The following is a 26,091-nucleotide window of genomic DNA, read 5'->3' on the forward strand; positions in this document are numbered from 1 at the left end:
GCAGGAGCTAGAGCAACGCAGGAGCAGTTGCCGTGTAGGACAGTCTTAAGTCTGACAGGCTCCTGGGAGCCTGTCAGAGGATATTCTTTATTGGGACCGGACCTGTTCATAAAGATTACCTTCCAGGCTTTCCAGAAGCTTATCCACCTGCAACCTCTGGATTTGAGCTGGTTTTGCTTTCAATGGGTGTAGCCGGTCATTCACCCAGTGTGATGACCAGTTCCAGGTCGTAGTCACACACTCACGGGCGAAGGATTCAAGACCAAACCGGTCCGCCTGCTCAAGACATCCCGTGAGAAATTCATCCACATCGGACATCAGGATCGGATAGCTGCCTGCGGGTTTGCTGCTGTATTTATTCTGCGTCTGATAAAGCCAGAACTGGCTATTCTCCGGGATATTCACGTTATTCATAGACGTTAATCGCCCAGGGTTGACCAGCACACGGCAGGTCAGTTGCTGCTGACGATCTATGGACTTGATCTTATTGGTTGGCATGGAAATCAACACACCATTAAATCGTCCGCCAACCAGCGGTATAACCCCCAGCTCGGTCACCTTTATGGTGTTATCCTGTCGGGTTCTGGTCTGCCACCCTCTTCTGAATCCATCAACCCAGACCGGAACCTCAGGCTTAAACCCGATATTGGTTGATTTCCTGGCCTGTTCATAAAGCAGGCTACCATAACCGACGATGTACTGAGATTTTGCCTTATCAAACGCAGGGAAGCATTCATTGGCCATGCTGATGACAGGCGCTATGCATAAAATATTAAGTAACCCCATCAGCCAAATTACATTGCCTGGTAATTTGAGAGCCGGGTAATTCACTTTTGACATTTTTTTTCCTCAACAACCGTTCACTCAATCTGAGGAGACCACCAACCTTTGTTTACACTATTAAAGACTGGTTTTTTAGATAATCTAATAATCAATAAATGGATAAGCTCGTTTTTTTCAGACTCAAAAAAAAACAAAAAAGCGAATACCCTTTGTTTTCCTGAAAAAAAACAACTCTGCCGTTAACATAATAGCTCTCTTTATAAGAATCGAAATATCCACAAAAAAATATTTAATAAAAAATTAATTTTTATAAGGGTTGATTTTGTTTACTAGTCAGGTATTGTTGATTTGAACCAAGAAGGATCTGATACCATGTCCGGTCGATTGTTGTTTAAGGAAAAACAACTCAGGCTTTGTGTCGTGGCCGCTCTGACGTCAATTGCTGCACCTGTTGCAGAGAGTTTAGTATTGCCGCCAAAACCTCTGGCTTCGAATATTTCCTGGAATTGCCAGTCAGGCATTAATAATGATTGGCTATGCAACGGCATAAGCAGACAGTTTTATAAAACCGAACCTGCTCAACAGTATGCCGGATACTCCAGGCAAAAACAGTCTGATGAACAACAGCTTTATGCTGAATCCTATAATTCATTATCTATTGAAGCTCGAAACTCAGAATCACTCGTCAGTATTCTGGATGCTCCGAGAGACCATTACGTGCTTCAATGGATGGCAGCAAAAGAGCGTGAACAGCTGGAGGCGCTAAAGCAGCGCTACCCGGTATTAAAAGACGCGACCATTGCTGAATACAAAAGATCAGGCACAGTCTGGTATGTGCTTCTGGATGGCCCATATCCAAGCAATATTGCCGCCATGGCGGAACTGGATTCACCGCCCAGATCCCATATGGCCAGAGAACTTTACCCCTGGACAAGATCGCTGGCCAGTATTCATAAACTGGATATTATCAGGCCGAATTACCCGGTGGAACAGCTGGCGGATCGATATCAGCCAGAATATCCTCCAGAGCTATCCATGCGCGACAGCAACAATGCGCCTATTAACTACGATATTTCCTATAGTACGGAGAGTACAGAGCAAAGCCGTCTACGTTCACAATATCAACGGCAGCCCTCTTATACTCAGCAACCGGAAACACCGGTCATCCGTCGTGATAATGGCTACCCATCGGCTGAGACAGGTTATGATACTGGCCAACCGCCTGAAATAAATACTGTGTCTTATGGCAGTGAGTTCGAGGGCCAATCCTACCCCGGCTTATCCAGTGATCAAAACTACCGGATTCTGCCAGAGCAGGCTAACCCGCAGGAAATGTATGTCAGTATCTCACCGGCCTATCGCAGTAGAATTCCTCAGCAACATACTCAGGGGAGCCGTGTCGACTACAACACGCCAAACACGCCTGTTGCACCAGCCCCTGAATACAGACAACCCCAGAGTTATGAAGAACCGACCCCCTCCCGTCCGGCAATGAATGTTCTGACAGCCAATCCAAGGAGTTATACGATTGAATGGATGAATGCCAGCAGAAAAGCATCACTTGAACGGGCAAGGCTTCGTTACAGCGAATTGAAAAATACCCAGATCATCCACTACCAGAGACACAGCAGGAATCGCTATGCCCTGGTCAGTATGCTGTTTGTGAATCGTTCCCAGGCTCTGGATGCTCTGCTCACGCCTTCACTGTCAAGAGTGTCGGCACGTTTCTCGCCAAAAGTCAGACAGGTCGCCTATTTGCAGTCCCTGGTCGGTTCAACCCCGCAGGCTACCCATGCGTGGGCCAGACCTGTGACAGAGCCCTCTATTGATAGACGTCAATGGATTAGTCAGGAAGACCCCGGCGACAAGACCTATATTGTCCATCGTGAAGACCTTAACCGACAGCCAGTGAAGACAAGGTTAGTGAGTTCAAACGACGTTGGTACACCGACAATGCACAGACCAACGGTTGTTCATGCGATGCCCAACAGAGAACAACCTCTCCACCCGGGTTATCAGCCGGACAACAACTACCAACACTATGAACAGCCGGACCCTCACAATCCTGTGAATGAACTGCTGAACAGCCCTGATGACAGTTATACCATTCAGTGGTTCGCAGCCAGTAACCGGCAGACAATTGACAAGTTAAAGCAGCGTTTCCCGGAGCTGGCTTCAGCAGTCACTGTTCATGTTCAGCGCAACCAGAAGGACTGGTATGTTCTGGTTCAGGGACAATACAGAAACAGTCAGGAAGCCATCAGGGCGCTGAAGTCCCCGGCAATGAAAAACATTGCCCTGATACTTCATCCATGGACCCGTCCGGTGGAATCATTGAAAAAGCTGCAAATCGCCAGCCTCTGACGCTGTTCCCATTTCCGCAACAAGCCTGTTTTACCCTTGATGACGTTAAGTATCAGGGTAAGATAGGTGTCTTTTATTATCACTCTTCCACAGATCCTGAGGATTTCCATGAACCGCATTCTCAAGTTCATTGCCGTGTTGCTGGCGGCGGTGGTTTTGCTGGGTGTTATCGGTGCAGCACTGCTGCCACGCATTATCGACCCCAACCAGTATCGCGATGAAATCACCCGGCTTGTTTATGAACAGTCGGGACTGAAAGTCAGTATTAACGGACCCATTGGCTGGTCAATATTCCCCTGGGTTGGCCTTTCTCTTGAGGATGTATCCGTCGCAGGGGCCAATAATTCACACTTGGCGCAACTGGGCTCCGCCGGAGTCAGTGTGAAGTTGATACCCTTAATCAGTAAACGCATTGAAATGCAGACCCTTGAGCTGACAGGACTGGAATTAACGCTGGTCAAAAATACCAAAGGCCAGGGAAACTGGCAGGTTAGTGCGCCAACGCCCACTGAACAACAACCCACGCCCAGGGGACAGGAGCCATCCCCAACGCCTGAGTCAGAACCAGCCTCGCCTGTCAGACTGGATATTGCCAGTGTCAACGTCAGTGGACTGCTGATCAGCTACGAAGACCAGGTTTCCGGGCAGAAATACATTATTGACCAGGCCAGTTTAACCACTGGTGCCATCCGCAATCAGCAGCCTTTTGACTTTCAATTAACAGTCCACATCACCATTCCTGACCTGGTGGTAAATTCACTGATCAGTGGCAAGATGACGTTTAATCTGGAAGCAGGTCATTATGACATCCAGAACCTGAAAGTCAGTGCCACACCGGATGTAGAAAAAGGTGAAAGCCTGAGTATTGTGGGTAATGTTCAATATCAACAAACACCCATGCTGGTTAAGGGCAACCTGGGCGTTGCCGAGTTTAACCTTGCCAATCTGCTGAACCAGATCAAGGTACAACTCCCTCCCATGGCTGACCCGAAAGCCTTGAACCGGCTATCCTTTGACAGTCATTTCAGCACTAATGGTGAAAACCTGAGCGCAGATAAGCTGCAACTCCAGCTGGACAGTTTTACTCTGGATGGCAATTTCAGGATGAACAGCATTGACCGGGGCGATATGCAGTTCAGCTTTACCGGCAACGACCTTAATCTGGATAACTATCTCCCCCCCGCCACGGACAACGCAGAAGTGTCTGATGAAGAGCAACCCGCTCAATCGGGCTCAGAGCCACCCGCATCCGGTAAAGAGCATCCGCTGATTCCGGAAGCCATGCTGCGCGGACTTAGCCTTGACGGGTCAATGAAGCTGGCCTCTCTCACCGTGGCCAAATTCATTTTTGAACAGCCGTCTGTTTCGATAAAAGCAGCCCGGGGTAAGCAGGAAGTTACCATTGGTTCCCGCTTTTATCAGGGTACTATCGATATGACGTCTAACCTGGATGTGCGTCGGTCAGGCAAGCCAAAAATGGCAGCATCGGCAGAGCTGAAAAATATCAGCCTTGAAGCGTTATCAACCGCTATTCCTGATCTTACCTCACTGAAAGGCGATGTGAATGCGGGTATGAAGGTTCATACACAGGGTCAATACGCCAGTGTTCTCACCAAAAACCTGAATGGCAACATTGAATTCAAGATTGATAAAGGCGCATTCACTGATGCCAACTTTGACAAATTAGTCTGTGAAGGCGTTGCCAAAGTGCGTAAGAAAGAGCTGAGAGCGACGGATTGGGGCACATCTACCGAGTTTACCGACCTGAGCGGCAGTTTCGTCATCAAAAACGGTGTTGCTAAAAACGACAACCTGATTGCAGCGCTCGCTTATATGAACCTGAAAGGTGATGGCCACATAAATCTTGTGGATCGACAGCTGGATTATCGTATGGGACTCAACATTCGTGGCGAAGAAGCACCAGACAGTGATCCTGCCTGTCAGATCAGCAAGGATTACGTCAATGTCACCTGGCCTGTCCGTTGTCACGGTGATCTTGGTGCCCTGAAATGTGGCGTAGATTTCAGACGACTGACTGAAACCATTGCCGAAATCGCTGAAAACCGCCTTAAGCAGAAGGTAGAAGACAAGGTGCAGGGACCTATTAAAGATCTGCTCCAGGGCTTCTTCAAATGATATTTCTGCCCATAAGTAGTTAACGACTATACTGCGATCGGCCAGCAGGCTGATCGCAAACCTGCTTTTGTAATTTAATGACTCAAAAAGCCCCATATAAAGACCATACTTTCAGCCAGAGACTTCTGGACTGGTTCGATGCACATGGCCGTAAACACCTGCCGTGGCAGCAAAATAAAACGCCTTATCGCGTCTGGATCAGTGAGATCATGCTGCAGCAGACGCAGGTAACCACCGTCATCCCCTACTACCAAAAGTTTATGGCGCGATTTCCAGAAGTCACTGACCTTGCAGCAGCCAGCGAAGATGAAGTGCTCCATTTCTGGAGTGGGCTCGGTTATTACAGTCGCGCAAGAAACCTGCATAAAGCCGCAAAAAAAGTGGTGAGTGACTTTTCAGGAGCATTTCCCCACTCAGTTGAACAGCTTATGGAACTTCCGGGCATTGGTCGATCCACCGCTGGTGCCATTGCCTCCATTAGCATGGGGATCCGGGCTCCCATCATGGATGGCAATGTAAAAAGAGTGCTTACCCGCTACTTTGCCATCTCCGGCTGGCCCGGGCAGACACGTGTCGCCAATGCGCTATGGGAGATTGCTGAACAGCTGACACCTGAGTGTCGCACAGGTGATTACACTCAGGTGATGATGGATCTGGGGGCAACGGTTTGCACAAGAAGTAAACCCGCCTGCCAGGTTTGTCCACTGGAAGCCGACTGTATAGCGCACAAAACAGGCCAGCAGAGGCTGTTTCCGGAATCAAAGCCAAAACGGGAGAAACCGGAAAAGTCGGTCATTATGCTGATGGTAGTGAATCAGTACGGTGAAGTTCTGCTTGAAAAACGACCACCGTCTGGCATTTGGGGAGGACTCTGGAGCTTTCCCGAGATTTCAGCTCCTGATCAGATTATCGAGCAGGCACTTGAGAAGACGGGCCTGTTACTGACAGACTTCGACACATGGCCGTCTTTTCGTCATACCTTCAGCCACTACCATCTGGACATTACCCCGGCACTGAGTTTTGTTGAATATCCGGGACAAACCAATACGGTAATAAAAGACCATGACAATTATTATTGGTTTGCACTGGATCAATCGCCTGAATTGGGGTTGGCAGCACCGGTAAAGAAACTTTTACAAAAAGTAGAGAATGCATTGTAAGAAATTACCCTGAGGCCATATTCACAATATGGCTTCCGGATTCAGATCAATCCAAACGACATTTTTTATACAAAAACAAAGTAAAAAAATTATTTTAAAACTAAAAAAATATTTCGTGGGCAAAAACCTTTTCCATACTATCTGTATTTCAAGTAATCGTTGGCCTGACAGCCGTACACACCCCAGCATTTTATCCCAGCAAATAACCTCAGCGTTGGAAATAACCCTGAGGTTATTTTTATACATTATGTATAGAAATTTCAGCTCTATGGTGTAACCCATTGGTTGAGGAACCTGAAGAATGATTGGTTTCAAATGTGAGACATTCCATAAAAAAATACTGGTAATTGCCATTTCTGCAATAGTCTCAACATCAAGCCAAAGTGATCATGCTGGAGTTGAAACTGAAAATGCTGGTAATTTATCCAATGATCAGCAAGAAACTCAGGAAAACTCCCCACCGGGTTCCGATGCGCACAATATAAATTCCGGCACTATCTACATCTCAACCATGGGGATGACAGGACTGGAGGCTGAGGGGGAAAAAATCCTGAACCACGGCAATATTGAAATTAATGCACCAGGAACAGGTATGAGGGCCACAGCCAGCCCTGAAGATACAAGCCATCAAACGACAGCCACCAATCACGGCACCATTTTGCTAAACCACCCCGAAAGCACAGGAATGGTCAGCAATGGACAGAACATTGTCTGGTCCGGAATCGGCAAAGCGTGGGATGAACACAGTAATGACTACAAAGCAGGTGCCATAAATTATCCCCATGGCTCAATTAAGGGTCAGGGAACCGGACTGCTGTCTTATAACAATGGCCTGATCAAAAATCACGGCAGTATCCAGATATCGGGTTCGCACTCAACCGGGGCCAGGGCACGATCCATTGACCCGGATAATCCAAATGTCGGTTTCGGACTTATTGCCAACACCGGCACCATAACTGCTACGGATGGTGCCAGCGGCATTCACCTGCACAAAGGCGGGCTGAAGAATTCGGGAACAGTGATCAGTGATGATGCCGCTATCCGGGGAACAGGGCCCTTTAATATCGCTATTTTCACACCCGGTAGCTACATCAGGGGACAGCGTGCTGCCGTGCTGCTTGAAGGCTCCGGTAATGACCTGAACCTGATTGAACTTCGTGGCGGCACACTACAGGGAAACCTGCTAGGCAACAGCCCGATGGATATTCTGCGTATCAACCCGGCAGACAACATGACTGAAGACATTAACCAGAAAATTTCAGTCAATGGTGAAGTCAGGGATTTTGAATTCATTTATATAACCGGAGACCGGTGGACAGCATCCTGGCCAGTTATCAACCCAAAATCACTGATTGCCGCCGGCACTGTGAATGTCACCTTGAGTCCTGTCAGTGAGGATCAGGCGCAAACCCTGCAGCTCAGTTTTACGGATTCGTTTCCATCAGAAAATGGCGTTGATATCAAGGTCAGCAAATCTGGAATAGCCCATATTGATTTATCGGACACCAATAACCGTCCTGCCGCCAGAATATCCCTGGTGGGAGGTAATATCAGCCAGATGACAGGTCATCTGCAAGGCCGTGATGAGCTATCTCTGGCAAGCGGAATCATCAATATCATTGAGGATGTACATCGAATCAGAGCTCAAACCGATGGTGACTGGCAGGTAAAAACGCCGGTCCGTGGCGTAAAACATCTGGTCACTGAATTCGCTGGTGATAAAGACACACCCACTTTTGAACAGACGTCAATTGTCCTCGGGAACCCGGCACAGTCATTACAAGACAACCGACTGACAGAAAAAGCCAATACACTGGTGGTTGCAACGCCTTCAGAGTCTGACATCAGCTCGGGTCAACCGATCCCGGAATTCGATGGATCAGCAGGTAAAGCAGAAATCACCATCGCCAATGGGGCGCGTTTTGCCCAACTGATTGCTCCGGAGAAACTGATCGTAAAGGCCTCCGCTGACCAGCCTTTTCACGCTTACGGACCTGTTCGTAATGCCAGACATATTGAAGTTTCAACCTCTGCGCTGGTACAAGGGGTTACACTGGGAGCCTCTCCGGCACATACCGATAGCAGCCTGGGGCTGCTTTTCAGTGATAGGGCATCCGGCGATGCCATCAGGATCACCAATCACGGCACTGTTAATGAGGTTGATGCGTCCAATGGCCATCAACGCCCAGACCTTCACTATATCCACGACAGTGACACGCTGGTAAACCTGCGGGGCAACAACACCAGAAACGACCAACTAACCGTTAAGGGAGGTTCTGCAGAAACCGTACAAGCCGTTTCAAGCTCAGCGCTACAACATGGTTTTGCTACCCTGCATCTTCATGGCGTGGCAGCACCGGTGGAGCTTCCCGCTGATCTTGAGTCATTGACACTCACCAGCACCCTGCCTATTGGGCATATTTATGCTGTCAGTGCTGATCACCTGGAGAAAGAAAGAGCAGACAAGGCCCAGGATATACCTAATCCGACGTTTATGCCGTATTCAGTCAGGAAGCCTGAAAGTGCAACATTAAAAACTGACCTCATAACACCGGGGCTAAATTTCAACATGAAAGAACGCCCCAACATGCGTTTTGAGATTCTTAATGGTGAAATAGGTACTCTGACAGGTAACCCGGAAAAGGACGATCAGCTGGTTATTCACGGAGGCCACATTCAGGGTGATACTGACAGCCTCCGGTCCGTTACCGTTGCCAGTAATGACTGGGGTTCCCATGGAACGCTCAATAACACCAGAGAAGTTCTGATTGATAAGCATGGCATACTGACATTACTGCGGGTTTATGGACCAAAGGAGATCCCTCACCGTACAGAGAATGATCTGACCCTTCAGATAAAAACAGATGCCGGGCAGCGGTTGCCTGTTACGGTAACAGAGGGTGGAGCACTTGGCCTGCTGGAAGTATATGACCAGGCCAGTCTTGGTGATCTATCGTTGCAGGGTGGCGTGGTAAGCATCATGCCCGGTGACCATAAGACGCTGGAGCTGGGAAAAATTACTAATGCCAATGGTGTTTATTCTCCGGAAACCGGGCTTGGCAATGTACTGGTTGGTGGCAACCCGCAACAAAGTCCCTTTGGGAACAACCTGATACTCAGTACTCCAAGACCCGTCAGTGTCTTCAGCAAAAAAATTGATAGCCTGCAGCTAACGGAAGGAGCAAAGCTTAAAGGTGAGATACCGGCAGTAGAACGACTGTTTATCACAACCCCGGATTTTGTTTCTGAAGGCCGGATCAGTGCTATTGAACTGGTCGCTGATGCGCCTGTTGCTGAAGTCAATGTTGCTGGAAGCTCCAAACCCGCAGCCGATGTACCGGATACCCCTGCCAAGCTGAATATACAGACATCAACAGAGCGTCCTTTGACGATAAAAAGCAACCAGCCGACTCCGCAGATACAGCGGCTCAATCTCAACGACGGAGCCAATATTGGTGCTGTTGATTCTGTGAAAAATATCTGGATTCATAGCTCAGGCTGGAACAGCCAGGGGCTGGTGAATAATCCCGAAACACTCACTATTGCCCCAGATGGGGCAGCAGATCTCATTGTTGCTGATGGAACGCAGCCCAGTGAGCAGGATTTCGCTCAAAAAAAGTCGATGCATCTTTCTTTTTCCGATGATGCCCCCTATGACTGGAATAAGGCATTTGTCGTCACCAATCTCGGTGAGGCTGGCATCAATGAATTACCTGATCACCGGGGAGAGCTGAAAGTACTGGATTTCTCGGCGGATACCCTGCGCCCTCCACTGTACTTTATGCAACATGGTGGCAATACCGATCGGGTCATCGGTCGGCAGGATAAACAGGACACCCTGGCCCTGGTGAATGGCCCACTGAAAACAGCCTCAGGATTTGCCAATATCGATATCTTTGGTGCTGACTGGCACAGCATTCAGTTAACAAACCCTGAAAATATCAACATCCACGAAGCAGCCAGTGCAGCCAATATTCTTGTCTCTGATCAGGTGCCAGAGGGCAAAGGAATACTGGCAACCCACTTTACAGAAGACTGTGGCAGGGTATACGTAAACTCCAGAGGAACGCTGGGTGAGGTTAACCTGTCACCATTACAGAGCCGCCCATCATTCAGCATAGAGCAAACCGGTGGCAAGATTGGTTCACTTAAAGGAGCCAACGGTAAAGATGATCGATTCATTGCCAACAATACGACAGTGAAAGAACAGTTATCCGATATTGATTCCATTACCTTTAACGGTATCAACCACTATAAAGGCAACCTGCTTCGGTCCAACGGGCTCATTGATGTGAATGGCCATCTCCATTTTTTGGCAGATAGAATGGCTATCGTTTCCGGCTCGTCAGACAGTCGTCGTGCAGATGGGCCTGAATCATCACCTGCATTGCATATTCGTCAGGGAGCCGTCGTTACCATCCAATCCGAACTTAATATCGACGGTAACTATCAACAGGATGGTCGCCTGGTGCTGACAGAACAAAATCCGAACGCGGCAAGGTTTGAGCCGTTAACCGATGGTACGATACCGCAAGCCCCGGTGGTGGCAGCCAAAAATATCCACGTGGGTCCTGCGGCTGATTTTGTTTTTGACAGCGATATCATTCAAGATCCGGCCATTGGCAAACAATATCTGTTGATGGAAGCAGAGGATTCCAACATTAACCATCCGGTTAATGTGGATTCTGACAATGAGCTCTATATTCACTATGACGCGATCATTGATCCGGATAACGCAAAAAGAATGCTGCTGATCAGCACGGATCAGGCCGACCATCGGACTTCTCAGGTTCCGGGCCGGTTTCGTTCCATGATGCTGGCAGCCACCAAACCTTCCGATAAAGCAGAAGCCGAACACGACAGTAAAAGTGCCAAATTAACCCGGCATGTTGTAAAAAATGTAAAACCCGGCAAAGACATTAAAAAAGCTGCAGAGCTTGCTCCTGCCATGTCGCCTCATGCGGTACACAATGCCAACCTTGCACTGAAAACGGCTGGCAATACTCTAAGTGACAGAATGTCTGGTAAACGAACCGGCATCAACACCGGAGATATCTTCTCTGCTGGCGCTGCCTGGATTCAATATGACTACAGCAAGGCAACACAGGATATTAACGACCATGTACCGGGTTATCATGCCAGAATCAATGGCTTCTCCATGGGTGCAGATAGCCCTCTGGAAAGGGATCAGAACATAGAAGCAGGCATTGCCTACACCTATGCAAAAGGAAATGCTGCTGGGAAAGATGGCTCAAGAAACAAAATTGACACGGATACTCATATCGCCACCCTTTACTCCTCGTACCTGGAAAATGATTTTTTCTTTGATGGTCGGATGAGTTATTCCTCTGGCAAGAATAAAGGACGCCGCTACGTTGATGGTCACCGGCACGATGCAAATTATGATACCCGGAGCTGGGGGGTCGGCATGATTGCGGGGCACACCTACCCCCTGGGAGATGAGTGGAGCTGGCAGCCTCAGGTAGCCTTTAATTATTTCACCATCCAAACTGACGATTATACCGAGTCTGCCAGAGATCCTGCCCAGACACACTTATCATACGATCAGGTCAAAAATGGCAAATATGACATCATGGAACTGGGTGCTGGCCTGAAGTTGATGGGAGAAATGAATACCCGGGCAATGGTCATCAAACCAGAGCTTGGGCTGATGGGCTTTCACGATTTCAAAAAAGATCCGATTGCTATTACTGCGCACTTTGCCGCAGGGGGTGAACCCTTCCGGATCAATGGTGCTGACAGAGATAGCAACCGCTATCAATTTGATGCCAGCATGAGTGTGGAAATTCAGAGCAATACCACCATTACCTTTCGTTACTTCCACCATTGGGCAGATAACTTCAAAGCTGATGGGTGTATTGCCAAGGTTCGCTATAGCTTCTAAAAGCCTTTTCCTTCAGACTCCAGCCGACCTTTCGTTTTCATCATTCTGTCCCGCATGAAGCATAGTCCTGCATCAGGGCCTCTAAAGAAAGCATCGATCTTGCCATTGGCACCTCCTTTGCGGTTTGTTACATGATGAATCGCTGCTTTGGCGGATGCAAAACTCTCTAGCCCCGGCCCCTTGCGTGAATCGTAAAAGTCTGGACTACCATCGAAATTGTGAGGGTCGTAGACCGTGTATTCGAAAGTACCGTCTCTTTTTTTGCTTCGATAGATACCAAAAGAGTATAAAGGCTGGCAAATCATGACTGTTGATGAGTAATCCCAGTTTGTGGTGTCCAATATATCCTGACGCGTGCATGATTTGATACCAAGAGCTTCTCTTTCGCCTGGCGTGAGTCGACCCTCACCTTCAGAACCCTTTTCCACCAGTAAATTCGAGTGGCCTGATGATGAGGCGATGCCGGTTAAAAGCAGGTGCATTACATATATGGTCATAGGGTAATGGTGATTAGACAAACTACGTCTCAACTCTTGAGCATCACCTCTGGCGCTAATTATTTCTTCTAAATAAGCAACCAGGACCTGAAAAGAAAATTTATAACCTGTTGCCTGGAAAAGCTGCATTCTCAGTACATCAAAACCGCAACTCCACATTTTGCCGACATTATCACTGTCATATTTGCCCATACCAAACATGGTCTGGGCATAGGGATAGTAATCTTTGCCATCTTGATCTTTAACCTGGAGATTTTTTAAATAACGGCCTGCCCTGGTTGAGCTTACCTGTGAATATCCGGGGAAACCGCACCCTCCGACTGTTGATCCGTCTGCAACTTCACAGAACGAACCAATACGCACCAGCTTGTGCTGGCCAGTTTTTTTATCCATCACATGAAGCACTTCTTCAATCGATTGCCCTCCATGGTCTGGGTGGGTGATCGTTACCATGAATTTCGATATAGCGTAATGATCTTTATTATTAAATGCGATGTCATCTGCAGCATCTTTAGTCACCTGTTTGCAGGTTAACCTGGCGTTTGCAACCCACGAATCACCGGCGGCCGTCCTCATATCTTTATAAGCGTCCCTCACACCAGCTGTTGTCTGGAATCCATCTATAAATCGAACCCGGGCTGTATCCGTTTCTTTTAAAGAGAATGAGAATGGCGAATTCACCAGTGGTTGGGGCAATGAGGGAGAACTGCCTGCTGCTGCTGATGACGGAGGAGGACTGCCTGCTGTTGCGGGTTGTCGTGAAGTATCCGTTGCATGGGATACCCTGTATTCAACCAGTGCCCGTCTGACAGGCTCTGCAAACCAGGCGTCGGGATGGCGCTTCATCACAGCCTCGGCTTCAATTAATGAGACGGTGTATTTGGTAAATGTTGCTTTCACCACCCCAGCAATGGCTTTCACCGCACGTGCAAGGATGAAACTGTCATCATGCTTGTTCCAACAGTAAGACATGGCGTTCAAAGCGCCCAATTCAACTGAACTCATATACCTCTCTCCCTTTATTATTTTGAATAACTTATATTCTAAGACAGAAAAACTGGCTATAAGTTCAAAAACTGGCCATTTATAAGAATGAATGTGTAGCGCACAGATACAGAGTAAACTGATCCACTGTGAATCATTCGGGAGCACCACAGGGATGAATAACCTTGATGGCGAACACTTCAACAACACCTACTCACGCTTGCCGGACTACTTTTATACAAGGCTGGACCCAACTCCCCTGGAGAACCCGAGAATCGTGGCCTACAGCCCATCAGCCGGCCAGCAGCTTAACCTTGAAGACACCCGGGAAACCCGGAAAAAGCTGACATTGATCGGTTCCGGAAACCGTGCATGGCCCGGTTCAGAACCGTTGGCCATGGTGTATTCCGGCCATCAGTTTGGTGCCTATAATCCCCAACTGGGTGATGGCAGAGGGTTGTTATTGGGAGAGCTGGTCAATACCCGGGGAGAAAAGTGGGACCTGCATCTGAAAGGTGCCGGGCCAACCCCTTACTCCCGATTTGGTGATGGCAGAGCCGTTCTGCGCTCCTGCATCCGGGAATATCTCGCCTCCGAAGCGCTCCACCATCTGGGGATTCCGACGACCCGCGCTTTGTGTGTGGTGACCAGTGATACGCCAGTTTACCGGGAAACCAGGGAAGCGGGTTCAACATTACTCAGACTGGCCAGAAGCCATATCCGCTTTGGCCACTTCGAATATTTCTTTTTCAACAAACGATATGAAGCCTTAAAAGAGCTGGCTGATTACACCATTGAACACCTCTTTCATGATCTTGCAGGAATGAAAGCAGTGGCAGGCAGTGACAAAGGCTATCAGCTGTTTTATGCAGAAGTCGTTCATCTTACCGCAACCTTAATTGCCCGGTGGCAGGCCGCAGGTTTTGCCCACGGCGTTATGAATACCGACAATATGAGCATTATCGGGGATACGTTTGATTATGGCCCCTATGGTTTTATGGACGATTTTAACTGGCACTACATCTGCAACCACTCTGACCACTCCGGTCGCTATGCCTTCAGCCAACAACCCGATATTGGCTACTGGAACTGTGGCAGGCTGGGCCAGGCACTGGTTCCCCTGTTTGATGATGTTGAGTTAATCCAGAAAGCACTGGATCAATACCCACAAATCTACACCCAAACCTATACCCGCCTGATGCTCGATAAACTGGGGCTGGTGGCAGAAGAGGAGGAAGACGCAGAACTGGTTCGCGATCTCCTTCAGCTATTGCATGACAGTCACTGTGATTACACATTATTCTTCCGAACCCTCAGCAGCTTTCCTTCAGAACAAGCCGTTAACCAGCTGGAGCCGTTAGTTAACCACCCATCACTCGCCCCCTGGCTGGATAGCTATAAGAAAAGGCTCAAGAGAAACCCTCTGGATGACCAGAACCGCCAGAAACGAATGAAACAGGTGAACCCGAAATACATTCTCAGAAACTATCTGGCACAACAGGCAATCGAAAAGGCAGAGAAAGGGGACTACCAGGAAATTGAAAACCTGATGAACGTGCTGGTTTCGCCCTACGATGAGCACCCTGATTTTGAGCACTATGCAGGTCAACCGCCTGAATGGGGCAAAAAACTGGAAGTCAGCTGCTCTTCCTGAAGGGAATGAATGTTTATCAGGTAGCTTTCCCGTTAAGATACCCTCAATCCATAGTAACTGAAGCAGTGAGATAACAATGGCCAGAATGATTCAATGCGTCAAACTGAAAAAAGAAGCGGAAGGCCTCATGGTTCCGCCACTACCCGGTCCAAAGGGTCAGTGGATCTTTGAGCATGTTTCCCAGGAAGCCTGGACTGAATGGCAGGCCCACCAGACCCGCCTGATCAATGAAAAGCACCTTAACCTGTTGGCACCTGAAGCCCGGCAGTATCTTATGGAACAAATGGATAAATATTTCTCTGGTGAAGATATTGATGCCGCTGAAGGCTATGTGCCGGAAGATAACTAACTCCCGGCTGGCTATTCTCAGCCAACCTCAGGGGCTGGCATGCCTTAGGGCCTGTTGACGTTTCGTTGCGTGCTCAGCGTATCAGGGCGCTCCTATGACGAGGCGCGGCATTGCAGGAAGGCTGGTTGCCTTTCAAAATGCCGCAACGAAGTCATAGGGGCGCCCTGATACGCCCGAAGGGTGGCTCAGAAAGGCGCCATCTGCTTTGTCAGACTTGCTTGGCGTAGAATAACTACGCGCTGCACAAGTCTTTCGCGCATCTGACACCTTTCTGAGCCACTGAGCACGCAACGAAACGTCAACAGGCCCTAACAGCTGATGGAAAAATATTTGATCATGTCTATTGTTCAGATAACTCTGGACATAACGCGTATGTAGAAGACGATGGATGCTTATCAATCGTTGCTTATTTGTTGAGCTGCACAGTCCAACCATTGCACCTGACACAGCAAAACCTGTCGTCAGGTTTGACTGTACTTGTTTTTTGAACTCCAATAACAAAAAAGCCTTGAGCAAGGGCTCAAGGCTTTTTATATGGTGCCTAGGGGCGGAATCGAACCACCGACACGCGGATTTTCAATCCGCTGCTCTACCAACTGAGCTACCCAGGCTAAATTTTGGCACACATATTTTTTATCATTTAAGTATGGTGCCTAGGGGCGGAATCGAACCACCGACACGCGGATTTTCAATCCGCTGCTCTACCAACTGAGCTACCCAGGCGCTGTTCAAACAACGAAAACGATGTGCGAGGCGTATTAAACGGATTTCACCCTGGAGAGTCAAGTCATATATAAATTTTTATGGTCAGCCGGTGAGTAAGTAGTTAACCAAATGAAATCATATTTTCTGACTAAGTGGTCAGTCACTCTGCGGCGTTACAACTCCGGTCACATAGCTAAGGCTATGCTCCCTTCGTTGTGCCTTGCATAGTAACTGCCTACTTAGCCAGAAATATACGATTCCATTTGGCCAACTACTTATGCAAGCCAGGAATCATCAACCCGTCGTTTATTAACCGTGTACATTGCTCTATTGATACCTACTTTAATATACGCCATGCAGTTGATCCCAAACTTCCTGGTCTCGCTCGGCAGTCCAGATTCTCGGCCAGTCGATACCAGCAAACTCATCCCAGAGGCGCTGAACATCAAATGGCAAACAGTGTTCAAAAATGGGCCAGTTACCATACCGGGGGGCCAGGCTTTTATGGGATGCGGCAAAGGCTTCGGTTAACGTTCCCCCGTTTTTATAAACGGTCCCTACCTGATCAATCAGGGTCTTGAGGAAAGTGCGACTTTGCTCAATAGCGGCATCAACATGACCCCGACCATGCACAACTGCACCCCGGCCACCAACCAACGTCTCAGCACCGTAAGCCTTTACCTTGTCCAGCGTGGTGGTGGACCAGTCAAAATGGAAAGCATCACCGGTATAAAGTGCAGCCTGGGCCTCAACAAGATCTCCGGCAAACAGAATGTTATGCCGGGGCAGCCAGGCACAGATATCCCCGGCGGTATGACCCCGTCCACAGTATTCAAGCACCAGGCTTCCCCGAAGCCCACCCAGCGGGATTTCCAATCGATCATTAAACACAATATCAGGATGTGTCAGCCCCGGGATTCCTTCGGGCTCCCGGAACAACCTGGGCATTCGACGAAACTCGCTGTCCCAGTCCTCCATACCACGCTCTTCAATCAGGAACCGGGTGTTCTCATGGGCAATAATCGATTCGGCTGAGAAGGCGGCGGCACCGAGTACGCGTACTGCATGGTAGTGGGACAAAACCAGATACTTAACAGGCTTTGTTGTATGCCGTCTGAGTTCCCGTAACCAGTCGGACGCCGCCCTTGGTGTTGCCCGAGCCTCAAAAGCAATAAGGAAGTCTTCTGCCTCAATGGCCCCGACATTGGGATCCCCCTCAGCAGTAAAGGCATAAACACCCTCTGCCAGCACTTCAAGCGTCTCTTTTTTGGGTTCCAGATCTCTTGATGATGCAAACGCTTTCTTAGCCATCCTGTTAAGCCTTCGATTTCAGAAAAGAATTTTCCTGGAAGAAAATTAAGTAAATCATTTGGAGATCACTATAGCCAAATAAAATCAACAACAACCGTCTATCTGGCAAAAATAACAATGACATTTAATTTTCAAACAATAATTTACAGAATAAAAATACCTCCTATCATTTAACCGGTCAGAACTTGCCTTGTTTGATTATGAATCAATGCACAAGTTCAGATAAAAATATTACGATTGGAGGCTTGAATATATATGAATAATTTACCCTCTAGTGACTACCCCAGAGTTCCATCCAATACAATCTGGGACAACAGTGATTTACCCCTCCCGCAATCCTCAACACAGTCGGCTGATTCCCCAGATTCTGGTACATCAGTAACAAACAATGTCCAACCCTATTTGAAGGGGCTTGTCGATGACGTACAGGAATTTGTTAGAGAATTAACATTACTCGAACGATCAATTAACATTGTCACCTCACCTGCTCTGGTCACAACATCAGAGGCGATCGCTACCAATTTAAGATATATGGCGGACTCTATAGGGGATACTGGTGAGCCTTATCAAGCAGGGGATATTGGTGAGCTTCATCAAGCTCGACCATTGATCAAAAGCACCGAAGAAGGCATACATGTCTTTTCAAAAAGACCTAAGATTGATGGAATTCTGAGACAATCCCAGATTCCTCATACAACCAGTGAAGCTTTTTTTCACAAGGGACCTGAACAGGCCACGGCAGAGCTCAATGAGCAAATAACAAAAGACACCCAGGGCCTGATTACTGATTTTCTGCAAGCAAAAGACCTGGAAAATCCAGACCTGGCGTTTCAACTGGTCACCTGGTTATTGCAACAGGTTTCATGGCAGTCTCCTTTTAGAGTGATGAATGAAAAAGAGAGTTCAGAAATCACATGGGAAAATGCAGCCCACTCAGAAATACAGTGGATGGAAAGTGGAAGTATACAACCCATTAAGCACATTAAAAATAAAGACTATGACTTTGTCGCTGTTCCTGTTTTGGAATCGGGCATGAAAGCGGTGTTTGTTTTACCGCCAGAAGGGGAAACGAATCCCGGTAGTGAAGATCTCAACCAAATTTTGTCAAGTGGACTCACCACTATCCTGGGCAAATCAGGAAGAGAACACGCGGTGCTAACGCTGCCCAAGTTCAAGTTCAATTATCAATTTACAAAAATATGTGCAGAGGCTGAAGCCAAGGGTAAACATATGGCAGCATTGGACGTTGATGAAAATGGAGCGACGGTAGCTGCTGCGTCATCTATGCTCTCATACGATTTACATATACCTCCTGAAAAACTTCTTCGCTTTAAATTTGACCATTCATTCTACCTGGCAATAATTAACCATAAAAATTCCAACGACCCAAGGGTTATTGGCATGGCCCAGATTAATCATCCCGAAAAGAGCTGATTAACCTTTTTAACTTCTTGCTGTCGCGTTCCCCACTGGCAGTAAGAAGTAAGATAACTCAGCAAAGCGCTTATCAAGATAAATTGAAGACTTGAAATTTAGCACTACATTCTGTTTGATCTTCACTGTGCCATAACAACCATTCATCACAGATAAGGTATGCCCCCACACGCACCCTAAAACACTGCCCAAATATTGATCCAGGTTAATTTTCTGATGCCTGGAAAACTGACTTTCGTCAATTGGACTTTCCAACCCCTGTATTAATGTTCCCCGTTGAAATTTCGAGCCCCAACCATTTCCGGGAGTATGGCAAGTGCTGATTGGCAAGGTAACTGGCAACATCTGGGCCACCCGTAAACAGGATGGTCTCAGCGGCTTCAAATTAATGATCGTTGAGCTGATCAACCACAGCGAGCAGGAAACCGGCCAGTCACTGGTGGCCGTTGATACCGTTGGTGCCGACATAGGTGACCTCGTCCTGGTTGCCAGAGGTGGTGCTGCCCGAAAAGCTATACACCCTTGCGAAGGCCCAGTTGACGCAGCGATTGTTGGCATTGTCGACAATATGGAGGTGAGCCGCCTGATTACCCGACAAAACCTGCACGACTTCGTTTCTGATTGATTTCCCCCATGATCCGTGAGATATACCTACTCGTATAAATAGAAAAGTTTTAAACCTTGATACTATCAGGTTTAAAAAACATATAAAGTACGATGAGGTACTCCCATGTCTGAAAAACCATTCGATTCTGAAAAGCGTGGCCCCACCCGGCGTCGGTTTTTACAACTGGCCGCAGCATCCGCGCTTATTCCCCTTCTTAATATTCCCAGCCGCCAGGCTCGGGCTGATGCCCTCCCCGCACTTGATGAGTCCAACCCTACCGCAATAGGGCTTTCCTATAAGAAGACACAGGCAGACGCTAAATCCATAGATGGCTACCAGGAAGGACGAAAGTGTGAGAATTGCGCGCTCTATACCCCGGATAACCAGGGTTGCAGGCTTTTTCCGGCAAACTCCGTAGAACCGGAAGGATGGTGTAAAGCCTGGGTGCCAAAACCTGCCTGATGGATTAGTAAACACCATTAATACCCAGACCCTCGTTCCTTCAAAGAAATCCGGGAACGAGGTATTTCTCTGCTATTCTCAACGCATCAAAAATAATCAGAAGTTGTCCTTATGAACCACGATAAAGACAGTGATGCGCTCTGGAATGCTATTCATCAAATAGAGATCAGTGTTAAAAACTCACAGAATGATATTAAAAAACTGTTCCTGCACAGTGTGCGGCACGAAATAGCGATCGAAACACTCAACAAAAAGGTGGACGCCCACCAGCAGGAAAACCGTGAACGCTTCAACAGGATTGAAAATCGTCTGGATACGGTTGAAAACCGACTCGATAGAGTTGAAAGCCGACTCGATAACATTGATAACCGACTCAATAACATTGATAACCGACTCGATAACATTGATAACCGGTTTGACAAGGTTGAAGAGACACTCGCTATTATTGTGAACCACCTCAAGCCATGATCCGTTGTAACCAGGATCTCGCTCCCACGCTTTTGGGTCCTTCACTCCATTGCCCAACAATACCCTACCGATAAGCCTCCCTCAGCGGCGGCTCTATCGAGCTATCAAATGTTTACAGCGCGTTCAGATGATTAATACACCACCGGGCCCGCTTCAGAATGGCATTCCTGTCCGCTGAGCCCTTTTTGTCCCACCCTTTATAAACCAGGGCGGTCCGTGGATTGTTCTGCAACATCTCCCGGTGTTTCTCCATAAAATGCCAGTAAAGACTGTTTAAAGGGCAGGCACTTTCTGTCTCTTTTTCCTTCACCTGGTAAACACAGCCCGGGCAATAGTCACTCATTTTCTGCACATAATTGCCACTGCCTGCATAGGGTTTCGATGCCACCATGCCACCGTCGGCATACTGTGACATGCCCCGGGTATTGGGCAGCTCTACCCACTGAATCGCATCGATATAAATGCCCAGGTACCACCGGTCGACCTGATCAGGATCAATACCCGCCAGCAGGCAGAAGTTGCCGGTAATCATCAACCGCTGAATATGATGTGCATAGGCATACTGCAATGACTGAGTAATGGCATGGCGCATACAGTTCATTTGTGTCTGGCCGGTCCAGAACCAGTCGGGCAGATCGCTGGTCGCTTTCAGGTAGTTCATGGACTCGTAGTGCGGCATATTGCTCCAGTAGACACCCCGGATATATTCACGCCACCCCAGGATCTGACGGACAAAGCCTTCTATTTGCGCCAGTGAAATCGCTTCAGGGTTTTCCCGCCAGGCGCTGATCGCCTTATCGATCACCTGTTTCGGGTGGAGCATTTTGGTATTCAGGGCAAAGGAGAGCCGGGAGTGGTAAAGACTCCACTGATGGTCACTGTTCGCGGTCATGGCATCCTGGAACTGACCAAAATTTGGCAAGCAATGGGTGCAAAAATAATTGAGTAATGTTAATGACTGCTGACGTGTAATCGGCCAGAGCAGATGAGTGCCAATATCACCAAAGCTCTGTACCTTATGGCGTTTCAGCCGCTCCAGTACTGACGCGGTTGGACTGGCAAACATTAAGGGTTCCGGGATCGCGTCAAGATCAGCAGCTTTGAGCTTACAGCGATTATCTGCATCAAAATTCCATTGTCCGCCTTCCGGCTGGCCATCACACATCAGAACATCATGCTGCTGGCGCATCTTTCGGTAGAACGTTTCCATTCTGCCGGGTTTACCGGGCTTGAACCGTTTGCCAAGCGCCTCAAACGGAACCAGAAAGTGTTCGGTATCCCACTCTTTTTTAAAGAGGGCTTTATCGGGTTCAAAATCTCTTAACTGTGCCAGCAAACGGTATTCATCGGGCCGCTGGTATTCAAAACGGGTCACTGCATATTGCTGGCACAGGTGAAGAATCAATGATGGCAGATCGGCAAAGTCTTGGGTTTCATCCAGCGTCAAATGCAGAACCTGATGCCCCGCTTTCTGCAATGCCGTAGCAAATTGTTCCATGGCGAGAAAAAAACCACAGATTTTTTGTACATGGTGCTTAACATAACCGGTTTCCTGAAGCAGTTCGGCAATTACATAAATACAGTCGTCGTCCTGCTTGCTGAACCAGCTATGGCGGGCGTTGAGCTGGTCTCCGAGAATCAGCCTGAGGGTAGAGTAGTGTTTATTGTTTTTCATCCATCACCCGGTTTCGTTGAGATCGGCAGCGCCTTGAACAGTAACGAACCTCCTCCCAACAGCGTTCCCATTTTTTTCGCCAGGAAAAAGGACGATGGCAGACGGGGCATTGCTTTTGTGCGGTTCGATCAACCTTGTTGTTAGCAGTTCTTGCTCTTTGGGAGTGCTTCATACCTACTTTACGTTAAATTGACCGGTCCGGCTCAGAACAACCTCATCGCTACTGACCAAAGAGTATTCAAGACAACTCAACACCGGGTATTCAGAAAAAGTCAGGGCATTGTTATACCACAGTAACATCATATTCACCGGCAGAGGCATTGACAGATCAGGATTCATAAACTTGACTGGACAATTCGTGATCTGGCTAAGGTGGTTGCCTGGCCAGACATTCTCAATCTCTTTTAATAAATCAAATATTGAGGACAATTGATGTCTAATCCTCTGAGTCCCAACTTTTGCGGTCATACCCTGAACAATACTCAGCCGATACCTGACGCGGCAGCAAATCCCTGCTCTGCGGGATTTGGTCCCCACCGTATTACCAGCAATGACGGCGGGACAACCGGATGGCTTGATTCCGGACATGAACTACCTGAGGGTGGTGGTGTCAGCAAAATGCTGGGAGACTCTCGGATTACGACAGTGTCCGAGGCTGACTGCAAGCAAAAACTGAACCCGTCACATTCATTGCCCCTGCCCACATCCGAAATCCTGAGTGTGCCTGCTAATACTGCTTCAGTAACGTGCTGTGAAGGCGAAGGCCAATCTCTGCAACCCGCCCAGACAGCAGCAGAAAATATTCGTGGGACCGGTTCAGATGCTACGGCCTCAGGCCCTGAGTCAGAGGCAACCGGACTGGATCATAAAGGATGCGACCTCAGGCACACCGATGCATGCTGGAATGATACCCGATGGATAGAACTGAACCAGAAAAGGTTTGATGAAGCCGATCAAAAGGTGCGCTCCCGGTTGCATTCATACTTACCCTTTGAAACGGTAACGCGGCTGGATCAGAAATATCAACTGGAGTCAGGTTTTTACCTTCCGGTCATAAGAGATGATCGGGAGGAAACGAGCCACAGCCGTATCAAAATAACACGGTGTAGTGACGGTCAGGTCCTGGTGGATCTCATTCGGCATGGCTTGAACCCAGTACACAATTTCTTTCAGTGCAAGAACCAGGACTGGGTTTTGACGGGTAAGTCAGTATCTTCAACGCTTCTGGTCAATCTATCCACTGGAATACATTACCCACAACGGGGTGATCATTTCACTTTGCTTAATTTTTGCTGGGGCCAGGCCATTCCCAGTCCCGATGGGAATGCGCTGGCCGTCAACGGACAGTTTCCGGGTTACAGAAATGTAGCGCTGCAGTTTTTTGATTTCTCCAATCCTGGAGAAGGCTTCAGAATGCTGAAGTCAGAACGCTACTTTTACCCACTCCTTGCAGAGTACACCGTGCCAACCTGGGACTTAAGCCGTGACAATGAAACAGTCATTACCTTTAACGCGGAGGAAGAGGAATACGTTGAAACGGACGATTTGAGAAAAAGAAGAGCCTTCACCGTCTACTCGGTCACTTTACGCCGGGCTGGTGATCGGATGGTCGAAGAACGGAAAGAACAGGTCAAGAAAAGTTTTCTGTAGAATTGGCTACTGACTGAAAGTGATTATATTTGACTTCGTAATCGTTCTCTACCCCGTTTGAATTTTTCATTAACAAGCTGGTCAGTGTCGCTAACTAAAACTAATCTCTTCATTTAACCGGCTCTATTTCAAACACTTACATTGGGAAAACTGCTATCCCAATGGATATATCGCAGTATGCCGGTTATCCCAGAAACCTGTTAGATTCCCCCCTTTCAAAAGGCACGACTTCCACCTGACCCAGGGCTTTCAGATCCCATGCTGAGCTATCAACACCACTACCACGCGGGTAATCATGCCGATGTACTCAAACACTGGCTGTTGCTGGCCTGCGTGCGTCACATGCAGAAAAAAGACACGCCTTTTGATTATATCGACACCCATGCCGGTGCCGGTCTCTACCGATTGGACTCAGCCATGGCCCGCAAGACAGCGGAAAGCGATGAGGGTGTCCTGAAGCTGGACTGGCAAAAGCTGCAAGGTCTCAATGACTACCACGGCCAGATTGCCGACGATATCCGTGCCAAACGTTACCCGGGCTCACCATTGCTGGTAAAGCGGCTGTTGCGGCCCGGTGACAAAGCCTGGCTGTATGAAATGCATCCACAAACCATCGCTGAATTACGTCAGAATTGTGAACATCGTCGTCTTTGCCATGTTCGCCAGGAAGACGGTTTTAAGGGCCTGCCTGCTCTTCTGCCCACAGCCAGCCATCGTGCATTGGTATTGATGGATCCCTCTTATGAGATCAAGTCAGACTATCAGACAGTGGTTAAGGTGATGGAAGCCGCCTATGTAAAAATGCCTCAGGCCATGCTGTTGCTGTGGTATCCCGTGGTGGACAGGCAGCAGATTCGACAGATGGAAAAGGGCTTTGCCAAAAGCAGGATGCGCAATACCCACCTGTTTGAAATGAGCGTTGCCGACCCCGGTGAGCCCGGTATGACCGCTTCAGGCATGGTGGTTGTGAATCCCCCCTGGACTCTGGCGGATGACTTCATCCGAATCATGCCACAGGTATCAGCCCACCTGGCGAAAGACCACAAGGCCCGCTGGCGGCATCAACTGTTAACTGCTGAATGATTACGGCATGATAGGCCAGTCAGCGGCATCAACACTGTCGAGAGGGTAGGTTTTATGCCCTCCCCAACGGTTGATAGCGGCCATCAGGATCGAACTGCTGAGCCTGTTTATCCAGATTAAAATGGCGACTCCCTCTCGGGTCAGCACCCACGCCCGCCAGATACTGCCAGTTGCCCCAGTTGCTGCCCACGTCATAACCCACCAGCTGCTGCTCAAACCAGGCAGCTCCGTAGCGCCAGTCCATCCCCAGTTCATAAATAAAGCAGCTGGCCACTATCTGCCGCCCACGGTTGGACAGGTAACCGGTGGCCTGCAGCTCTTTCATGCAGGCGTTCACAATGTGCCTGGGTGTATTACCGGCACACCATTTCTGTAACCGTAGGATTTTCTCGTAGTGAGTTTTTATCCCACGGTAACTCAGGGAGTAGTTGAACTGTTGGCCGAAATAGATGAAGGGAACTTGTAAACCTGCATTCAGCGTGATCAATGCAAAACGGGAGGTGCCCTCGTTAAATGCTTCTTCCGGCGCGGGCATGGCATCAAAAGCGCCCGTCCCTCGACGATAGGCGACTGACATAAGTAGTTAACCAAATGAAATCATATATTTCTAACTAAGTGGGCAGTCACTCTGCGGCGTTGCAACTCCGGTCACATAGCTACGGCTATGCTCCCTACGTTGCGCCTTGCATAGTAACTGCCCACTTAGCCAGAAATATACGATTCCATTTGGCCAACTACTTATTACTCGACTCTCAAGTTTTTAATGCACGAGTGTTTGATATTCCGGCAAAACGGTACTTGAGTGAGGCAGTTGGCATCATTCTCCCCAGCTCCCTGCCTGCCATATGCTTGCTGGATATTCTA

At 48.4% G+C, this 26,091-nt stretch carries 19 protein-coding genes and 2 tRNA genes; 12 read left to right on the plus strand and 9 right to left on the minus strand.

Annotation, left to right across the window (positions count from 1 at the left end; all coding sequences use genetic code 11):
• Positions 1-87: 87 nt before the first annotated feature.
• Positions 88-840: a hypothetical protein gene (locus CX664_RS07630; protein WP_101746166.1), complete on the minus strand. Its 753-nt coding sequence runs from the start codon at positions 838-840 to the stop codon at positions 88-90.
• Between the two features lie 315 nt (positions 841-1,155).
• Between CX664_RS07630 and CX664_RS07635 the strand changes: the two genes are divergently transcribed.
• From CX664_RS07635 to CX664_RS07655, 4 genes are all read left to right on the plus strand, one after another.
• Positions 1,156-3,147 carry an SPOR domain-containing protein gene (locus tag CX664_RS07635; RefSeq protein WP_145999887.1) on the plus strand — a complete coding sequence of 664 codons (1,992 nt, stop codon included), beginning with the start codon at positions 1,156-1,158 and terminating at the stop codon, positions 3,145-3,147.
• Between the two features lie 66 nt (positions 3,148-3,213).
• Positions 3,214-5,283, plus strand: coding sequence for an AsmA family protein (locus tag CX664_RS07640; RefSeq protein WP_101746168.1), 2,070 nt, complete (start codon positions 3,214-3,216; stop codon positions 5,281-5,283).
• A 77-nt stretch (positions 5,284-5,360) separates the two neighbouring features.
• On the plus strand, positions 5,361-6,443 hold the full coding sequence (mutY, locus tag CX664_RS07645) for an A/G-specific adenine glycosylase (RefSeq protein WP_101746169.1): 1,083 nt from the start codon (positions 5,361-5,363) through the stop codon (positions 6,441-6,443).
• Positions 6,444-6,744: 301 nt separating this feature from the next.
• Positions 6,745-12,348 carry an autotransporter outer membrane beta-barrel domain-containing protein gene (locus tag CX664_RS07655; protein ID WP_101746171.1) on the plus strand — a complete coding sequence of 1,868 codons (5,604 nt, stop codon included), beginning with the start codon at positions 6,745-6,747 and terminating at the stop codon, positions 12,346-12,348.
• Here the strand turns inward: CX664_RS07655 and CX664_RS07660 are convergent.
• Positions 12,345-13,850: a hypothetical protein gene (locus CX664_RS07660; RefSeq protein WP_101746172.1), complete on the minus strand. Its 1,506-nt coding sequence runs from the start codon at positions 13,848-13,850 to the stop codon at positions 12,345-12,347. The genes CX664_RS07655 and CX664_RS07660 overlap by 4 nt on opposite strands.
• 154 nt (positions 13,851-14,004) lie before the next feature.
• On the opposite strand from CX664_RS07660, the gene CX664_RS07665 reads away from it, so the two are divergent.
• Together CX664_RS07665 and CX664_RS07670 are read left to right on the plus strand one after the other, a co-directional pair.
• Complete coding sequence (locus CX664_RS07665; protein WP_101746173.1) at positions 14,005-15,483, plus strand: protein adenylyltransferase SelO; 1,479 nt, start codon at positions 14,005-14,007, stop codon at positions 15,481-15,483.
• A gap of 76 nt (positions 15,484-15,559) precedes the next feature.
• Complete coding sequence (locus CX664_RS07670) at positions 15,560-15,832, plus strand: oxidative damage protection protein (RefSeq protein ID WP_101746174.1); 273 nt, start codon at positions 15,560-15,562, stop codon at positions 15,830-15,832.
• Positions 15,833-16,367: 535 nt separating this feature from the next.
• Here the strand turns inward: CX664_RS07670 and CX664_RS07675 are convergent.
• The 3 genes from CX664_RS07675 to CX664_RS07685 all read right to left on the minus strand — a co-directional run bounded on the left by CX664_RS07675 (position 16,368) and on the right by CX664_RS07685 (position 17,848).
• Positions 16,368-16,443 (minus strand) — tRNA-Phe (locus CX664_RS07675).
• A gap of 36 nt (positions 16,444-16,479) precedes the next feature.
• A tRNA-Phe gene (locus CX664_RS07680) sits at positions 16,480-16,555 on the minus strand.
• A 324-nt stretch (positions 16,556-16,879) separates the two neighbouring features.
• Positions 16,880-17,848, minus strand: a complete 969-nt coding sequence (locus tag CX664_RS07685) for an MBL fold metallo-hydrolase (protein WP_101746175.1) — start codon at positions 17,846-17,848, stop codon at positions 16,880-16,882.
• A 255-nt stretch (positions 17,849-18,103) separates the two neighbouring features.
• Between CX664_RS07685 and CX664_RS07690 the strand changes: the two genes are divergently transcribed.
• The 4 genes from CX664_RS07690 (at position 18,104) to CX664_RS07705 (ending at position 20,819) form a co-directional block, all read left to right on the plus strand.
• Positions 18,104-19,282 carry a serpin family protein gene (locus tag CX664_RS07690; RefSeq protein WP_101746176.1) on the plus strand — a complete coding sequence of 393 codons (1,179 nt, stop codon included), beginning with the start codon at positions 18,104-18,106 and terminating at the stop codon, positions 19,280-19,282.
• A 316-nt stretch (positions 19,283-19,598) separates the two neighbouring features.
• Positions 19,599-19,907: a EutN/CcmL family microcompartment protein gene (locus CX664_RS07695; protein ID WP_101746177.1), complete on the plus strand. Its 309-nt coding sequence runs from the start codon at positions 19,599-19,601 to the stop codon at positions 19,905-19,907.
• A gap of 105 nt (positions 19,908-20,012) precedes the next feature.
• Complete coding sequence (locus tag CX664_RS07700) at positions 20,013-20,351, plus strand: high-potential iron-sulfur protein (RefSeq protein ID WP_101746178.1); 339 nt, start codon at positions 20,013-20,015, stop codon at positions 20,349-20,351.
• 111 nt (positions 20,352-20,462) lie between these two features.
• Positions 20,463-20,819, plus strand: coding sequence for a hypothetical protein (locus tag CX664_RS07705; RefSeq protein ID WP_101746179.1), 357 nt, complete (start codon positions 20,463-20,465; stop codon positions 20,817-20,819).
• Between the two features lie 112 nt (positions 20,820-20,931).
• On the opposite strand, the gene CX664_RS07710 is transcribed toward CX664_RS07705, so the two are convergent.
• The 3 genes from CX664_RS07710 to CX664_RS26285 are packed head-to-tail and all read right to left on the minus strand — an operon-like array spanning position 20,932 to position 22,833.
• Complete coding sequence (locus CX664_RS07710; RefSeq protein ID WP_101746180.1) at positions 20,932-22,494, minus strand: cryptochrome/photolyase family protein; 1,563 nt, start codon at positions 22,492-22,494, stop codon at positions 20,932-20,934.
• Positions 22,481-22,666: a DUF2256 domain-containing protein gene (locus CX664_RS07715; RefSeq protein ID WP_101746181.1), complete on the minus strand. Its 186-nt coding sequence runs from the start codon at positions 22,664-22,666 to the stop codon at positions 22,481-22,483. The genes CX664_RS07710 and CX664_RS07715 overlap by 14 nt, the downstream gene beginning before the upstream one ends.
• A gap of 2 nt (positions 22,667-22,668) precedes the next feature.
• A complete protein-coding gene (locus CX664_RS26285) occupies positions 22,669-22,833 on the minus strand; it encodes a hypothetical protein (protein WP_163371331.1) in 165 nt (54 codons plus the stop codon).
• 93 nt (positions 22,834-22,926) lie between these two features.
• On the opposite strand from CX664_RS26285, the gene CX664_RS07725 reads away from it, so the two are divergent.
• Both CX664_RS07725 and CX664_RS07730 read left to right on the plus strand, forming a co-directional pair.
• The gene (locus tag CX664_RS07725; RefSeq protein WP_101746183.1) at positions 22,927-24,144 is read left to right on the plus strand and encodes a hypothetical protein; all 1,218 of its coding nucleotides are present in this window, start codon (positions 22,927-22,929) and stop codon (positions 24,142-24,144) included.
• 258 nt (positions 24,145-24,402) lie between these two features.
• On the plus strand, positions 24,403-25,227 hold the full coding sequence (locus CX664_RS07730) for a 23S rRNA (adenine(2030)-N(6))-methyltransferase RlmJ (RefSeq protein WP_101746184.1): 825 nt from the start codon (positions 24,403-24,405) through the stop codon (positions 25,225-25,227).
• A gap of 52 nt (positions 25,228-25,279) precedes the next feature.
• On the opposite strand, the gene CX664_RS26965 is transcribed toward CX664_RS07730, so the two are convergent.
• On the minus strand, positions 25,280-25,804 hold the full coding sequence (locus tag CX664_RS26965) for an FAD-binding domain-containing protein (protein ID WP_219622142.1): 525 nt from the start codon (positions 25,802-25,804) through the stop codon (positions 25,280-25,282).
• Positions 25,805-26,091 lie beyond the last annotated feature (287 nt).

It is taken from the genome of Endozoicomonas acroporae (genome assembly GCF_002864045.1).
In the GTDB taxonomy this organism is placed as follows: Bacteria; Pseudomonadota; Gammaproteobacteria; order Pseudomonadales; family Endozoicomonadaceae; genus Endozoicomonas; species Endozoicomonas acroporae.

What these genes read in the sequence shown, in the direction of transcription:
- CX664_RS07685 (WP_101746175.1), bottom strand. Translation starts at nt 17,848, where the DNA reads ATGGCTAAGAAAGCGTTTGCATCATCAAGAGATCTGGAACCCAAAAAA.
- CX664_RS07705 (WP_101746179.1), top strand. Translation starts at nt 20,463, where the DNA reads ATGAACCACGATAAAGACAGTGATGCGCTCTGGAATGCTATTCATCAA.
- CX664_RS07660 (WP_101746172.1), bottom strand. Translation starts at nt 13,850, where the DNA reads ATGAGTTCAGTTGAATTGGGCGCTTTGAACGCCATGTCTTACTGTTGG.
- CX664_RS07730 (WP_101746184.1), top strand. Translation starts at nt 24,403, where the DNA reads ATGCTGAGCTATCAACACCACTACCACGCGGGTAATCATGCCGATGTA.
- CX664_RS26965 (WP_219622142.1), bottom strand. Translation starts at nt 25,804, where the DNA reads ATGTCAGTCGCCTATCGTCGAGGGACGGGCGCTTTTGATGCCATGCCC.
- CX664_RS26285 (WP_163371331.1), bottom strand. Translation starts at nt 22,833, where the DNA reads ATGAATCCTGATCTGTCAATGCCTCTGCCGGTGAATATGATGTTACTG.
- CX664_RS07630 (WP_101746166.1), bottom strand. Translation starts at nt 840, where the DNA reads ATGTCAAAAGTGAATTACCCGGCTCTCAAATTACCAGGCAATGTAATT.
- CX664_RS07635 (WP_145999887.1), top strand. Translation starts at nt 1,156, where the DNA reads ATGTCCGGTCGATTGTTGTTTAAGGAAAAACAACTCAGGCTTTGTGTC.
- CX664_RS07690 (WP_101746176.1), top strand. Translation starts at nt 18,104, where the DNA reads ATGAATAATTTACCCTCTAGTGACTACCCCAGAGTTCCATCCAATACA.
- CX664_RS07655 (WP_101746171.1), top strand. Translation starts at nt 6,745, where the DNA reads ATGATTGGTTTCAAATGTGAGACATTCCATAAAAAAATACTGGTAATT.
- CX664_RS07700 (WP_101746178.1), top strand. Translation starts at nt 20,013, where the DNA reads ATGTCTGAAAAACCATTCGATTCTGAAAAGCGTGGCCCCACCCGGCGT.
- CX664_RS07710 (WP_101746180.1), bottom strand. Translation starts at nt 22,494, where the DNA reads ATGAAAAACAATAAACACTACTCTACCCTCAGGCTGATTCTCGGAGAC.
- CX664_RS07670 (WP_101746174.1), top strand. Translation starts at nt 15,560, where the DNA reads ATGGCCAGAATGATTCAATGCGTCAAACTGAAAAAAGAAGCGGAAGGC.
- CX664_RS07725 (WP_101746183.1), top strand. Translation starts at nt 22,927, where the DNA reads ATGTCTAATCCTCTGAGTCCCAACTTTTGCGGTCATACCCTGAACAAT.
- CX664_RS07715 (WP_101746181.1), bottom strand. Translation starts at nt 22,666, where the DNA reads ATGAAGCACTCCCAAAGAGCAAGAACTGCTAACAACAAGGTTGATCGA.
- CX664_RS07665 (WP_101746173.1), top strand. Translation starts at nt 14,005, where the DNA reads ATGAATAACCTTGATGGCGAACACTTCAACAACACCTACTCACGCTTG.
- mutY (WP_101746169.1), top strand. Translation starts at nt 5,361, where the DNA reads ATGACTCAAAAAGCCCCATATAAAGACCATACTTTCAGCCAGAGACTT.